We start from the raw sequence: 13,462 nt of genomic DNA, 5'->3' as shown, positions 1-13,462 counted from the left end.
CGGTCGCAAACGACTTGAAAAATAATTTGACAAGCACGCTTGACATGACAAGTAAGCTTTACGTAAAGTTTACTTGTCATCAGAGATCGGCCGCTTTGATGCATTGAGTGAAGGAGAAATCACACATGCTCTTCTGTTCTGGAAATACAAGTCCTGCGAAACGCCGCTATCTACAGGGGACGTTCGGAGTGATGATGTCGTACGTTGGCCTGGTTGTGTCATCGCGCGTCATGGTGAACCACTGGCATCCCAAAGGCTGGCACCTGTTCCTGGCCGCTGCCCTCCCCACTATTCCAATTCTTTGCCTTGCGTACATTGTGGCGCGCTATCTGAAAGACGAAAGAGATGAATATCAACGTGACCTGATTGTGCGCAGCCTGCTGTGGGCCACAGGTGTCGCGCTTTCACTTTCAGTCTTCTCCGGTTTTCTGCGCAGCTATGGCGTGGATACGCAACTGCCCGCATTCACGGAATTCATCGCCTTCTGGATCACGGTCGGCCTGGTGCAGGCAATCCATTCCATGATGAATCGCGGAGGAGAAGATGAATAACCATCTGCGTGATCTTCGAGCGGAACGTGGATGGTCGCAGGCATATCTCGCCGAACAACTTGAGGTGTCACGGCAGAGCGTGAATGCCATTGAAACCGGCAAGTATGATCCGTCATTGCCGCTTGCCTTCCGCATTGCAAAGCTTTTCGGCCTGCCCATCGAAACGATCTTCATCGCCGACTAAGTTCCCGAACACGTTCCAACATCATCCTGCGGCAGTGGCATAACTGCACGCCTGTCCCCTCTTGTCTTCAAAACACTTTCTGAAAGGACAACGACACCATGAACACTAACTTTCATTTTCGCGACTATGCTCTTCCTCTTGCACTGATTCTCGCGGCGCTCATGTTGCTTATGAGGCCATCGCAAGAGACTCCGCATCAGCATGCGCATACCTCTTGCACGATGGACCAGAGCTCGCCGCTGCCGCTCTAAAAACAGGAGTACACGGTACGGCATAATGCGGGTCTACTATCGACACCAGGAAGTTTTTCCGAAAGGGGTCCTCTCCCATGCCGTACCGTATCTCCCGCCGTGGATTTGGAAAACTCGCAGGCATCTTTGCTGCGGCATCCGCTTCTCCTCTTCGTCTGTTTGCAGACATGGGACAGCCACAGTCCACAACACATGCTGCAGGTCTTTCCTTCCCCAAGGGATTTCTATGGGGTTCAGCAACTGCTTCGTATCAAGTGGAAGGTGCGGTCAATGAAGACGGACGCGGCCCCAGCATATGGGATACGTTCAGCCATACCGCGGGCAAAACGCACAACGGCGACACGGGCGACGTGTCGACGGATAGCTACCATCGCTACCCGGAAGACATTGCCCTGATGAAAGACCTCGGCCTGAAGACATGCCGTTTTTCCATCGCATGGTCGCGCATCTTTCCTACAGGTAGTGGACAAGTAAATCAAAAAGGCGTCGATCACTATCGCAAGTTCTGCGAAGCGCTGCACGCCGCAGGCATTGAGCCGTACTGCACGCTGTATCACTGGGACCTGCCGCAGGCGCTGGAAGACAAAGGTGGATGGCGAAACCATGACACGGCGAAAATATTCGCGGACTACGCTGGCTACACTGCAGGCAAGCTCAGCGATCTCTGTTCAAACTTCATGACCATGAATGAGATCTGGACATTCGTGGAACTCGGTTATGGAAACGGTGTCCATGCACCCGGATTGAAACTGTCGCACGGTGAACTGGCACAGGTACGTCATCACGCTGTTCTGGGTCACGGATTGGCCGTAGGCGCAGTACGTGCCGCAGCACCAAAGGCAAAGGTAGGTGCGGCTGAAAATCTGCAGGCGATTGTGCCTGTGTATGACTCGCCCGAACAGGTAGCGGCAGCACGCAAGGCGATGGTGGAACAGAACGCTGGCTATCTGACCGTAATGCGCACAGGCAAGTACACCGATCATTACCTGAAGACGCTGGGTGCTGATGCGCCGAAGTTTACTCCTGATGAGATGAAAGCCATTGGCTCACCGCTGGATTTTCAGGGATTGAACATCTACACGCCGACCTATGCGCGCGCTGTGAACAACGAGATTGGCTACGACATTGTTGGCGCTCCGGCTTCCTATCCGCACATGGAAAGCCCGTGGCTAACGATTGGCCCTGATGCTTTGTACTGGGCGCCGAAACTGGTGCATGAAGTGTTCGGTGTAAACGAAATCTACATTACAGAGAACGGTTGTTCCTCTGCCGATGTGGTCGCAGGTGACGGCCACATTTATGACACGGACCGCGTCATGTATCTGCGCAACTACCTGATGCACTTGCAGCGTGCAGTAAGTGAAGGCGTTCCGGTGAAGGGCTACTTCCTGTGGAGCCTGCTGGATAACTACGAGTGGGCCGATGGTTATGACAAACGCTTCGGCATTACCTATGTTGATTTCAAAACACAGAAACGCACGCCGAAACTAAGCAGCGATTTCTATAAAAACGTAATCGCAAAAAACGCACTGTAAGTTATCCGGTGATGGCGTGGTCGGCGGGCATATCTTCGCCCGCCCACACCTTCTTCTGTGTCCATGCGGCATCCGCGTCCGCCCAGAACGCATGCGTGTGTGGCAGGCCCAATGGCAACCATGCCGCACTGCACAGATACAGGCTGCCGGTGGAGATATACGTTTCGCCCAGCGATGGTTGATGGCCGGCAAGACCAATTTGCAACCAGCCTTTGCTATCAAACGTGCCTGCTGCATCCAGTGTCCGATGCTGCACTGCAGTTAAGGCGCCACGAACTTGCGCTGGTTTCACATGCTCATCCAGCAGCCCACGCAACGTAACGTCTGCGAGTAACTGAAATGCACCAGCGCGATATGTGATCGAACGACCAAGTACCGGGAACGTTCCGTCCGGTCCAATCATGCGCTCCTGAATCGCAGCATAGCGCGTGGCGTGCTTCTCAATCTCGGGCCGCATGGCCTTCCACACCGTGGCTTCATCACCAAGCGTCTGCATCAGCATCAGCAGGTATGGCTGCATGACATAGCTGTTGTAGTTGTCCGCGTGAAAGTCTGGCCCATCGCCGTAGAGGCCGTCGCCTTTGTACCAGCTATGCAACGAATTGAGCGCGTAGGCAACACGCATCTTGTCGTAATCCGCGCCCAGGCGAAAGAGCAACGCTTCATCCATCGCAGAGAAGAGTACCCAGTTATTCAGGCCAGTCAAGACTTTGCGTTCCGCAATCATCGCTGCGATTGCCTGCTGCTTCGTCTTTGCAGACATCGTATCGATCAACTGCTTCGGCGCACGCAGCATGGCAAGTGCGAGGAAGGACGCATCGACCACCGTCTGCGACGAATCGCCGAAGCGCATGTAATCCGGCGACGCAGGATCAACCGCGGAAGCGATCGCTTCCTTCGCCATGGCGCGATAGCGTTCGCGCAGTTTCGTTTCACGCGCGCTTTCCCCAGACGAAGGATCGAGCTCCAGCCACGGCGCGAGGCCCATCATCAATCGACCGAGTGCCTCAAGATGTGTGCCGATGGCGCGCTCTGCTTCATGGCCTTTGACGGCTTCCACCGGCATTGTCTTACGCAGTTCCCGTTTCGAAAGCGCAGAGAGGACCGGCTCAGAAACCTTCTCAAGCCAGTTGAGCCATTGCTCGCGCGTGTTGGCTGAGATCGCAGCATCTTGTGATGACTGCGCTTTGGCGAATGCAGGCGCGATGGCGGCAAGTGTTGCGTTTCCGAGAAAGTTACGGCGATTCATCTTTGGCTATTGTCCTCGTGTGCAGCATCCTACCGCGTGCATTTGGGTGCTTGCACTTGAGGCATCCAACAGGCCCTTGCGGGCGAAGTCGTGCCTTCACGATTCATTGATATACCGCAGGCCAAAAATACACGCTTTTACAGCGAAAATAAGGTGAAAAAAGGAAGTAATTCTCTACTCACGAAATCTTCATAAAACCCGCGTCCCGACTGGCGAAAACGCGATACACTGGTAGACGTTATGCCAACGAAACAGGAACTCCTCCAGAACCCGATCCAGCACATCGACATCAAGCAGCACAACGTTGTCGCACTGGTTGATGCCATGAACCACATGGCGTACTCTTCCCGCGACCTTGCACGCGCTGCCACGATTTACGACATGATGCTGCGCGATACCGAGTGCGGCGTCATCCTCTGCCTCGCCGGATCGCTGATCTCGGCGGGCCTGAAGCAGGTCATCATTGACCTGCTGCGCAACAACATGGTGGACGCAATTGTCTCCACCGGCGCAAACATCGTTGACCAGGACTTCTTTGAGGCCCTCGGCTTCAAGCATTACGTAGCCGGCGAAGAATACAAGTACGGCGCGGGCGATGCCGAACTGCGCGAGATGATGATCGACCGCATCTATGACACGTTCATCGATGAGGAAGAGCTGCGCATTTGCGATGAAACGACCGAGAAGATCATCAACGGCATGAAGCCGGGTGCATACTCCTCGCGTGAATTCATCAAGGAGATGGGCAAGTACCTGGCTGAGAACGGTCGCACACCCAAGAACGGCAACGAAGACTCCATCGTTCTGGCTGCCTATGAGCTGAACATTCCGATCTTCTGCCCCGCATTCTCTGACTGCTCGTTCGGCTTCGGCATCGTGGCTCACCAGCACGCTCGCCAGGGCAAGCCGATGTGCTCCATCGACAGCGGCAAGGACTTCTACGAACTGACGCAGCTGAAGATTCAGAACCCGACCACCGGCCTGCTGATGATCGGCGGCGGCGTTCCGAAGAACTTCGCGCAGGACATCGTTGTGGCTGCCGACATTCTGGGAGTGGAAGCTTCCATGCACAAGTACGCGATCCAGATCACGGTTGCCGACGCTCGCGACGGTGCTCTCTCCGGCTCGACCCTGAAGGAAGCTTCTTCGTGGGGCAAGGTCGACCTGACGTGGGAGCAGATGGTATACAGCGAGGCGACGATCGCCCTGCCGCTGATTGCCGGCTACGCGTACCACAAGAAGGCGTTCGCAGCCCGCACGGGCAAGGCCTTCGCTCAGGTGCTGGAGCCGGTCACGGCGTAAGCATCCCAAACGGGAAATCGAACGGCGGTCCTTCGGGGTCGCCGTTCTTATTTGCCTAATTCCCAGATTGCAACTCAACCACACAACAAGAGTTCGGTATCCCACAGAAGCTGCATGACGTACGCCTTCTGCCAGCCGTAAGATTATTTACGACGATGCATCGCATTCTGCTGATCGACGATGAAGACGACATCCGGGAGGTCGCCTCGCTCACGCTGGAGGCAACCGCAGGATGGGAAGTGATCGCCGCGAACTCCGGTGCTGCTGGCATCCGCGTGGCGCTGGCAGAAAAGCCGGAAGCCATCCTGATGGACGTGATGATGCCCGAGATGGACGGCCCCACCACTTTTCGCGAAATGCAGAAGATTCCCGAATTGGCGAACATCCCCGTCATTCTTCTCACGGCCAAAGTGCAGGGCGTGGATCAGCGGCGGTTTTCTGACCTGGGTGTAGCCGCGGTCCTGTTCAAACCCTTCGATCCCATGACGCTGGCGCAGCAAATTGCCGATGTGCTGCACTGGGAAACCCTCGCCGCATAAGCCATGACAGAAGTCCCCATGCAGGCAGCGCTGGACGCCATCTGGAAGAAAAACCTGCCGCAAACGCGTGAGCGACTGGCCCTACTGCAGCGTGCCGCAGAACAACTCAGCACAACCCGCACCATGGACGATGATCTGCGGGCGCACGCCCTTTCCACAGCGCACAAAATGGCTGGTTCACTGGGCATGTTCGGGTTGCACAGTGCTACGGAAACCGCGCGCGCGGTTGAACACACTCTCGATCACGAGGGTCTTCCGCAGCCTGAGCGACTGCAGGAGCAGGTAAACGCCCTCGCAGCCGTTCTTGCCTCTCATCTGAGCGAAGAAACAGGCTGATAAAAATAGTGAGGCGACCGATAGTGGTTTCGTGCTAATCCTACTGGCATGATTCTTCATGCTTTGTTGGTATGGCTCCTGAGTGCGCTCTCGCTTGTTATCGCGGCGTACCTCCTTCCTTCGGTGGAGATCGATTCGTTTGGCACGGCGCTGATTGCGGCTGTGCTGATCGGCCTGCTGAACGCAACGTTGGGATTCCTGATCCGCGTGGCAGCATTCCCTGTCACGTGGCTGCTGCCCGGCTTGATGTACCTGATCTGTGACGCGATCATGATTTACATCGTGTCGCGTTTTCTGCGAGGGTTTGCCGTGAAGAACTTTATGGCGGCATTTCTTTGCGCACTGATCGTTGCCATTGTGAACGTTCTTCTTTCCTACATCGTGTAACGACGGGCGGGGGCACGGTAGACTCGGTTCTATGAAGGCTGTTGGCTACCACACCCCCCTCCCCATCGACGACCCGGACGCATTGCTGGACATTGAACTGGAGATGCCTACAGTGCGCGACCGTGACCTGTTGGTAGAGGTCCGGGCGATTTCCGTGAACCCTGTCGACATCAAGCAACGCAAGAGCGCCAAGCCCGACCCCGGCAAGGAGTACAAGGTGCTGGGATGGGATTGCGCCGGTGTGGTTGTGGGCACCGGCAAGCTGACCTCCATGTTTAAGAAGGGCGACGAGGTCTACTACTCGGGTTGCATCGCCCGGCAGGGCGCCAATGCCCAGTTTCATTCCGTAGATGAACGCATCGTGGCGATCAAGCCAAAGCGACTGAGCTTCGCGGAAGCAGCTGCACTTCCACTGACTTCGCTGACAGCCTGGGAGATTTTGTTCGACCGCTTTGGTGTGGAGCAGCGGCGCATTGGCTACGGCGCACCGCGCAAGGGATCGATCCTCATCATTGGTGCGGCAGGCGGCGTGGGCTCCATGCTGATGCAGATTGCGTCGCACATGACACCGTTGACCGTTGTTGCAACAGCATCGCGCCCGGAGACCACCGAGTGGTGCCGACAGATGGGTGCGGATTACGTCATTGACCATCATCGCGACATCCGCACGCAGATGCAGGAACTGGGGCTTGGCGAAGTGGAATACATTGCCCTGCTTTCCGCCACGGATACGCACTATCCCGGCATCGCTGAACTGCTTGCCCCACAGGGAAAGATCGCCATCATTGACGATCCGCAAAAGCCCGTGGATGCACGTCCGCTGAAGCGCAAGAGCGCATCCATCTGTTGGGAGTTCATGTTCACGCGCAGCTACTACGAGACGCCGGATATCCTTCGCCAGCATGACTCGCTTACGGAAGTCAGTAAGCTGATGGATCTGGGCACGCTGAAGACCACCATGACGCAGAGCTATGGCACGATCAATGCACAGAACCTGAAGATGGCGCATGCATGGATTGAGAGTGGACGCTCAATCGGCAAAATTGTTCTGGAAGGCTGGGAGTAATGACGAGTAAACGCGTGCCGCTTTTCGATCCAGCGGTACAGCCCTCGTCATGGAATCAGCGCCTTGCAGCTAGCGAATTTGCCGTGCACTACTCCAGCTTCCCGGACGGCTTTACCGGTTCACCATACTGCGATGTGTTCGCCTCAGTAGCCGAAGCAGAGGCATATGCGCAGAACTATGTGAACGAGCATCCACAGGTTCGCTGTCGCGTGTATGACGCGCATGGGCTTGTGGGAGCTCCGCTGTTTGAAGTTGCAGGAAAGTCGTACAAAGGCGAAAGCAATCTGAGCCACTTCCGTCGTTGGGTTGGCAGCGTTCTATTTGTCGTGGGATCGATCCTCTTCTCCATGGATGTCTTTCAGGACTACCGATTGCTGTGGCCATCCACCATTGGCTCCCGCCTGGCGATTCCCGGCGCGCTGCTATTGGTGACGGAAGGGCTCGTAATGCTGACCGCACGCCATGACGCGAAGAAGAAAGCCGCGGCAACATCGTAAGCACGCATGAATCCTCTTCTTGTTTCCATGCTGGTAGTGCTGTCCACGACGCTGCTGTGCGGATGGATTGCACGAAGGCTGGGGCAAGCCAGCGTGATTGGCGAAATGACCGGCGGCATTCTGCTGGGGCCAACATTGCTCGGTCGGCTCCTACCTTCCACGTGGCATGCGCTCTTTACTCCCGCGACGCTTAGCGCATTTGATGTACTCAGCACGCTAGGCCTGGTGTTGTATCTGTTTCTGATTGGCAGTTCTCTGGACTACAGCCACATGCGTCAGCAGAAGAAGACCGCGGCTGCAGCGGGGCTTGCCAGTCTGTTGTTGCCGTTTGCTCTGGGAGTCATAATTGCGAGGCCAACGATGGCACGCTTCCCCACATCGGCTGCGGTACTTCCCTTCACATTGTTCCTCGGCATTTCTCTCAGCATCACCGCGTTTCCTGTGTTGGCAAGAATCCTGGAAGAGCGCGGGCTTATGTCCACGCCGTTAGGCGTAACAGCGTTGTTGTGTGCTGCGGCTGATGACGTTTGCGCATGGATGTTGCTGGCAATCGCGATGTCCATCATGCCGCACAGTGGCAGCACACTTTCCATGCCACTGCGTATGGTGTTATTCGCTGCATATCTTCTTGTGGCGTTTATTGTGGCACGTGGCACGCGTGCCATTGCAAACCGTTATCGCGATCGTTCGCTTCCAGCATCGACCGTTGCAGGTGCGGTATTGGTGGCATTGCTCTCAGCCGCAACTACCGATGCGCTCGGTCTTCATTCTTTGTTCGGAGCATTCGTTGCAGGTCTTGCGTTCCCACGCATTCCAAAATGGCAGAAGACGCTGAATGACTCGTTGCAAGTACCAGTCACATCACTGTTGCTGCCATTCTTCTTTGCGCTTACAGGACTTCGCACTCGTCTGGATCTGTTGCAAGGTAGCGGAGTGCTTCCGTGGACGCTACTGCTCTTGCTTCTTGCAGTCGTAGGAAAGGTTGGTGGTGGAGTCATTGCTGCGCGGCCACTCGGCGAATCATGGCGCAACTCATTTGCACTTGGCGCCATGTTGAATACGCGCGGCCTCGTTGAGTTGATCGTGCTGAACATCGCTTATACACAAGGCGTGTTTGGACCAGCATTGTTTGCTGCACTGGTCGTCGTCGCGCTGGTAACCACCATCATGACTTCGCCGCTGCTGACGCTACTGCGCATTAATTATCACAACAGCGCAGCTTAGCTCTGCGTCATCTCTTTTGCATAGACCTGGTGCGTCACGCTGGGCAGCTCCTCGCCCTTATGCAGATCGCGCACGCATTGCAATATGGCGAAGTCTGCTGTCGTCATGCGTTCGCGGCTACGCAGATACTCCAGCCAGCTTTCCATCACGAAGCTTTCTTCCAGCCGCTCGGCATTATTGCCATCGCGAAACACCGCCCATCGAACCGCTCCTGTGCGAAGGCGCACTTCACGCAATTTGTGAATACGACCGACGAACTCGTTGTAGTTCTCAACGTCTACGATGTAATCCACAAGAATGCGAACCGGGCCATCCTCCGGCGCGGGCTCCAGTTCCAGGTGCGGCACTGGCCGCTTGAACTGATACGGCGTTAAGTCCGGCAGACTGCCACGCAATACATGCAGTCGCAGAGTGACAGGCATGGCTACCGCAATCAGAACAGCCGCGCTGGCCATGGAAGCGGTGACGCTGCTGTGTTCCGCAACATAACCCCAGACGAACGAACCCAGCGCCAATCCACCCTGAAAGATCATCTGATACATACCCAGCGCACGTGCCTGCACCCATCCCGGCGAAGACAACTGCACACCGGTATTCAGCGTGGCCATGGTGCAAGTCCACGCGAATCCACCGCCGATGAGAAATAAGATGTCCAGCGTGACCGAGTGGATAAACGCCAGCACTAACAATGTGGCAAGAAACTGCACGCTGGCAACTGCAAGCACTCGATCCGCAGAGAACTTCGCACGAATGCGCGGCAACGCAACAGCCGCCAACACAGCGCCTAATCCCATCGAGCCATTCAACACACCGTAACCTGTCGCGCCGGATATGTAATGGCTATGTATAAACTCACGCCGTGCAATCAGCGACAGCAGCGACCATACCGCAGCAGCTGAAAACGTGAAGAGGAACGCACGCAGAAAAATTGCCTGCAATACAGGCGCATAACGCAGATAGCGCAGCCCCGTGCCGACCGAACCAAAGATGCGTTCGGCGGGCAGAGCGCTTTTGAACATCGGCTTGCGCTTCCACTTGTACAGCACCCAGATCACTGCCGCGAAAGAGCCCGCATTCAGAGCGAAGACCCATCCAGCGCCGGTGCTTGCCTTCACAAACAGGGCCACCATGAGACCGCCCATAGCCGGGCCAACCGCGCGTGCAAGATTATTGCTGGCAGAAGCAAGTGCGACGGCGTTCGGAACTTCTTCGCGCGGCACCAACTCCGGCACAATCGCCTGCCATGCAGGACTGTTCATGGCAGAACCCACGTTCATTAGGAACGTAAGTGACAGCAGCGCCATAGGACCGATGACACCGAATAGCGCCAGCACCGCCATCATAAAGACGGCAACCATCTGCCACGCCTGCCAGAAGATCAATAGTCTGCGGCGCTCGAAAATGTCTGCTGTAGCTCCCGCAAACAATCCGAGCATCAATACCGGCAAGCTGGCTGCGGTCTGCATAGACGCAATCAGCAATGGCGACCCTGTAAGCGCTGTCATCAACCATGTGGCGGCCGTGTCCTGCATCCACGTGCCCACGTTGGATACGGTGGAAGCAATCCAGCGATCACGAAACAGCGGTATCTTCAGTGGGCCAAAGCCGTTGGCCTGTGGGGGACGCGGCGCTGCTGCAGCCGCCGCAATCACTGGAACGGATGATTCTTCAACGGTGTCCTGGCTTGCTTCTGGATTCATGCTCTCTCTTTGCTAGATGCAGAATGCAGCACTCGCGCAATCTGCACAATGCAAAAGGCCGGACTCGAGTCCGGCCTTTTTACAAACGGATAACACCTTACTTCTTCGCCTTACCTAGCGCTAATTCAATCAACGCCTTCTCTTCCAGGTCGTGCGCCTTGGCCGAGCCGGTTGCAGGGGTGGCTGCAGCCGAACGAGACACACGCAGCACGCGGCGATTACCCGCCGTGCGCTTCAGCAACGGATACGCATACGTGAGCGGTCCCATGTTCGCAGGTTCTTCCTGCACCCACACAACCTCTTCCGCGTTGGGATACATTTCCAGCGCCTTTGCCAACGCCTCTTCCGGCCACGGATAAAGCTGTTCCACAAACACAATCGCCGTCGAGTAATCGCCACGCTTCGCGCGCTCTACACGCAGGTTGTGGCCAATCTTGCCAGAACAGACAAGGATGCGACGCGGATCCTTTGCTTCAGTATCCGCAAGCACCGTCTGGAACTTCTCTGCGCTGAAGTCTGCAATGGGTGACACTGCATCCGGGTGGCGCAGCATCGACTTCGGCGTGAACACAATCAGCGGCTTGCGATACTCGCTCATCGCCTGGCGACGCAGCAGAAGGAAGTACTGCGCTGCATTTGACGGCTGCGCAACATACATGTTGTCCGTCGCGCAAAGCTGCAAATAACGCTCAATGCGTGCGGACGAATGCTCTGGCCCCTGCCCTTCATAGCCATGCGGCAACAGAAGAACCACACCACTCAGCAAGCCCCACTTCGCTTCACCTGCCGCAATGAACTGGTCCATGATGATCTGCGCGCCGTTGGCGAAATCACCAAACTGCGCCTCCCATAGCACCAATGCTTCCGGATAGTCGCGAGCATAGCCATACTCAAAGCCCAGAACACCGGCTTCGCTCAGCATGGAGTTGTACGCCTCAAAGCGGCCCTGCTTATCCGAAATATGTTGCAGCGGCGACCATCGCTTCTCCGTCTCGGTATCCGTGAAGAAGCTGTGACGCTGATTGAACGTGCCGCGCTGCGAATCCTGTCCAGAGAGACGCACAGGCGTTCCCTTCTCCAACAGCGACGCATACGCCAAAAGCTCTGCCGTGCCGTAATCAAACGGCTTGGCGCCATTGCCCATCTCTTCGCGCTGCTTCAGCAGAGCCTTAATCTTGGGATGGATGTTGAAGCCTTCCGGCGTCTTCAGCAGAAGCTGCGCCAACCGCGTGATTTCCGCTGCAGGCAAGCCTGTCTTCGTGGGTTCATCCGCAGGCAGATAACCGCCCTTGTAGTTGTCCCAATACTTCGGCAGCGACGACAGATGCGGCACATGCTGCGCCTGCTTACCCTCTGCCTGGTCTGCAAGAAACTTCTCGCTGATCTCCTTGATCTCTGCCGTTGCATCCACGCCAATGCGTTCTGCATAGCTCTTGTAGAGCACCGGCGTTTCCTTGATCTTCGCGTAGCGGCGCGGCTGCGTCACAGTCGGATCATCCACTTCGGAATGACCGTGACGACGATAGCCGATGAGATCGACAACAACATCCGAACCAAACGTAGCGCGGTACTCCGCTGCAATCGCTGCTACACGCACCACCGCATCCGGGTCTTCCGCGTTCACATGGAAGATGGGAATTGGCAGACGCTTGGCCATATCGGTAGCGAAGCGCGACGAGTTCGATTCCTGCGGCTCCGCGGTGAATCCAAGCAGATTGTTCACGACAATTTGAATCGTGCCGCCAACGGTATAACCGCTGATGGTAGCCAGATCCAGCGTCTCTGCCCAGATGCCCTGTCCTGCGAACGCCGCATCACCATGAATGATGATGGGCAACACCTTCTTCGGACCCTCTTCGCCAATGCGTACCTGACGTGCACGCGCGCGACCCATAATGACAGGATCAACTGCCTCAAGATGCGAAGGGTTCGATGCCAGGTGAAGGTCAATCGTCTTGCCTGTCGGCGAAGTGTATGTGCCCGTTGCACCCTGGTGATACTTCACGTCGCCGCCGCCCAGATGGCTACGCGGATCGACGTCTTCAAACTTGGTAAAGATATCGGCAGCGCTGCGGCCTACCGTGTTCACCATCACGTTCAAACGACCGCGATGGTTCATAGCAAACAGACAGACATCCACACCCAGTTCCGACGACACCTCAAAGGTGCGATCAAGATACGGAACAAGCGCCGTCAGGCCTTCCAATGAAAACCGCTTCGTCCCCAGATAACGCTGCTGGATGGTCTGCTCAAAGAGGTCGGCCTTGATGAGCTGCGTCAGCGTCTTCGCCTGCTGCTGAGGCGTCTCAACGTGCGTCTGCTCCATCTTCTTCTGAAGCCACTCACGCTTCTCCGGCGATGCAATGTGCGAGAACTCAAGCGCAATGTTGCCGCAGTAATAGCGGCGCGCCTCTACTGCAATGGCATCAGAGCCTTCCGGCAGATCAATAGGAAATGGCTCCTGTGGCAGGTACTGCTTCAGGGGATCCAGCGTCGCCTGCAGATAACCCCACCGGCGAAAAATTTCAAACACTTCCATCCGCAACTGCGGATTGCTGTTGTCCTGTTCCTGTGTTGCCACCGCTGCCGCCTGCTTCCCGTTCGCCTTCGCCCTGGTTGCCATGCATCCTCGATTTCGTGC

The 13,462-nt window shown here is 56.2% G+C and carries 13 protein-coding genes; 10 read left to right on the top strand and 3 right to left on the bottom strand.

Annotation, left to right across the window (positions count from 1 at the left end):
• The first annotated feature begins 125 nt into the window (after positions 1-125).
• The 3 genes from JAO32_RS15980 (at position 126) to JAO32_RS15970 (ending at position 2,521) form a co-directional block, all read left to right on the top strand.
• A complete protein-coding gene (locus tag JAO32_RS15980) occupies positions 126-551 on the top strand; it encodes a hypothetical protein (protein ID WP_334242207.1) in 426 nt (141 codons plus the stop codon).
• The gene (locus tag JAO32_RS15975) at positions 544-735 is read left to right on the top strand and encodes a helix-turn-helix transcriptional regulator (protein ID WP_334242205.1); all 192 of its coding nucleotides are present in this window, start codon (positions 544-546) and stop codon (positions 733-735) included. Before JAO32_RS15980 ends, JAO32_RS15975 begins: the two co-directional genes overlap by 8 nt.
• 328 nt (positions 736-1,063) lie before the next feature.
• On the top strand, positions 1,064-2,521 hold the full coding sequence (locus JAO32_RS15970; RefSeq protein ID WP_334242204.1) for a GH1 family beta-glucosidase: 1,458 nt from the start codon (positions 1,064-1,066) through the stop codon (positions 2,519-2,521).
• Position 2,522: 1 nt separating this feature from the next.
• Here JAO32_RS15970 and JAO32_RS15965 read toward each other — a convergent pair whose 3' ends face one another.
• The gene (locus JAO32_RS15965) at positions 2,523-3,770 is read right to left on the bottom strand and encodes a DUF2264 domain-containing protein (protein WP_334242201.1); all 1,248 of its coding nucleotides are present in this window, start codon (positions 3,768-3,770) and stop codon (positions 2,523-2,525) included.
• A gap of 240 nt (positions 3,771-4,010) precedes the next feature.
• On the opposite strand from JAO32_RS15965, the gene JAO32_RS15960 reads away from it, so the two are divergent.
• The 7 genes from JAO32_RS15960 (at position 4,011) to JAO32_RS15930 (ending at position 9,121) form a co-directional block, all read left to right on the top strand.
• The gene (locus JAO32_RS15960) at positions 4,011-5,072 is read left to right on the top strand and encodes a 1,9-bis(guanidino)-5-aza-nonane synthase (RefSeq protein WP_334242199.1); all 1,062 of its coding nucleotides are present in this window, start codon (positions 4,011-4,013) and stop codon (positions 5,070-5,072) included.
• Between the two features lie 155 nt (positions 5,073-5,227).
• Positions 5,228-5,611, top strand: a complete 384-nt coding sequence (locus JAO32_RS15955) for a response regulator (RefSeq protein WP_334242197.1) — start codon at positions 5,228-5,230, stop codon at positions 5,609-5,611.
• A gap of 3 nt (positions 5,612-5,614) precedes the next feature.
• Complete coding sequence (locus tag JAO32_RS15950) at positions 5,615-5,947, top strand: Hpt domain-containing protein (protein WP_334242195.1); 333 nt, start codon at positions 5,615-5,617, stop codon at positions 5,945-5,947.
• Between the two features lie 48 nt (positions 5,948-5,995).
• Positions 5,996-6,334, top strand: coding sequence for a phage holin family protein (locus JAO32_RS15945; RefSeq protein ID WP_334242192.1), 339 nt, complete (start codon positions 5,996-5,998; stop codon positions 6,332-6,334).
• Positions 6,335-6,365: 31 nt separating this feature from the next.
• Positions 6,366-7,400: a zinc-binding alcohol dehydrogenase family protein gene (locus tag JAO32_RS15940; protein ID WP_334242190.1), complete on the top strand. Its 1,035-nt coding sequence runs from the start codon at positions 6,366-6,368 to the stop codon at positions 7,398-7,400.
• Entirely contained in the window at positions 7,400-7,897 is a 498-nt protein-coding gene (locus JAO32_RS15935) for a hypothetical protein (protein ID WP_334242188.1), read from the top strand. The genes JAO32_RS15940 and JAO32_RS15935 overlap by 1 nt, the downstream gene beginning before the upstream one ends.
• A gap of 6 nt (positions 7,898-7,903) precedes the next feature.
• On the top strand, positions 7,904-9,121 hold the full coding sequence (locus tag JAO32_RS15930) for a cation:proton antiporter (RefSeq protein ID WP_334242186.1): 1,218 nt from the start codon (positions 7,904-7,906) through the stop codon (positions 9,119-9,121).
• Here JAO32_RS15930 and JAO32_RS15925 read toward each other — a convergent pair.
• Positions 9,118-10,821: an MFS transporter gene (locus JAO32_RS15925; RefSeq protein ID WP_334242184.1), complete on the bottom strand. Its 1,704-nt coding sequence runs from the start codon at positions 10,819-10,821 to the stop codon at positions 9,118-9,120. The two genes, JAO32_RS15930 and JAO32_RS15925, sit on opposite strands and share 4 nt — an antisense overlap.
• 97 nt (positions 10,822-10,918) lie before the next feature.
• Positions 10,919-13,444, bottom strand: coding sequence for a 2-oxoglutarate dehydrogenase E1 component (locus tag JAO32_RS15920; RefSeq protein WP_334242182.1), 2,526 nt, complete (start codon positions 13,442-13,444; stop codon positions 10,919-10,921).
• Positions 13,445-13,462: the final 18 nt, after the last annotated feature.

The organism is Terriglobus sp. ADX1, from assembly GCF_036877645.1.
GTDB lineage: Bacteria > Acidobacteriota > Terriglobia > Terriglobales > Acidobacteriaceae > Terriglobus.
The sequence above is the reverse complement of the archived record's forward strand: the minus strand, read 5'-3'. Positions and strand labels throughout refer to the sequence as shown.

What these genes read in the sequence shown, in the direction of transcription:
- JAO32_RS15965 (WP_334242201.1), bottom strand. Translation starts at nt 3,770, where the DNA reads ATGAATCGCCGTAACTTTCTCGGAAACGCAACACTTGCCGCCATCGCG.
- JAO32_RS15975 (WP_334242205.1), top strand. Translation starts at nt 544, where the DNA reads ATGAATAACCATCTGCGTGATCTTCGAGCGGAACGTGGATGGTCGCAG.
- JAO32_RS15980 (WP_334242207.1), top strand. Translation starts at nt 126, where the DNA reads ATGCTCTTCTGTTCTGGAAATACAAGTCCTGCGAAACGCCGCTATCTA.
- JAO32_RS15960 (WP_334242199.1), top strand. Translation starts at nt 4,011, where the DNA reads ATGCCAACGAAACAGGAACTCCTCCAGAACCCGATCCAGCACATCGAC.
- JAO32_RS15955 (WP_334242197.1), top strand. Translation starts at nt 5,228, where the DNA reads ATGCATCGCATTCTGCTGATCGACGATGAAGACGACATCCGGGAGGTC.
- JAO32_RS15950 (WP_334242195.1), top strand. Translation starts at nt 5,615, where the DNA reads ATGACAGAAGTCCCCATGCAGGCAGCGCTGGACGCCATCTGGAAGAAA.
- JAO32_RS15945 (WP_334242192.1), top strand. Translation starts at nt 5,996, where the DNA reads ATGATTCTTCATGCTTTGTTGGTATGGCTCCTGAGTGCGCTCTCGCTT.
- JAO32_RS15970 (WP_334242204.1), top strand. Translation starts at nt 1,064, where the DNA reads ATGCCGTACCGTATCTCCCGCCGTGGATTTGGAAAACTCGCAGGCATC.
- JAO32_RS15935 (WP_334242188.1), top strand. Translation starts at nt 7,400, where the DNA reads ATGACGAGTAAACGCGTGCCGCTTTTCGATCCAGCGGTACAGCCCTCG.
- JAO32_RS15940 (WP_334242190.1), top strand. Translation starts at nt 6,366, where the DNA reads ATGAAGGCTGTTGGCTACCACACCCCCCTCCCCATCGACGACCCGGAC.
- JAO32_RS15920 (WP_334242182.1), bottom strand. Translation starts at nt 13,444, where the DNA reads ATGGCAACCAGGGCGAAGGCGAACGGGAAGCAGGCGGCAGCGGTGGCA.
- JAO32_RS15930 (WP_334242186.1), top strand. Translation starts at nt 7,904, where the DNA reads ATGAATCCTCTTCTTGTTTCCATGCTGGTAGTGCTGTCCACGACGCTG.
- JAO32_RS15925 (WP_334242184.1), bottom strand. Translation starts at nt 10,821, where the DNA reads ATGAATCCAGAAGCAAGCCAGGACACCGTTGAAGAATCATCCGTTCCA.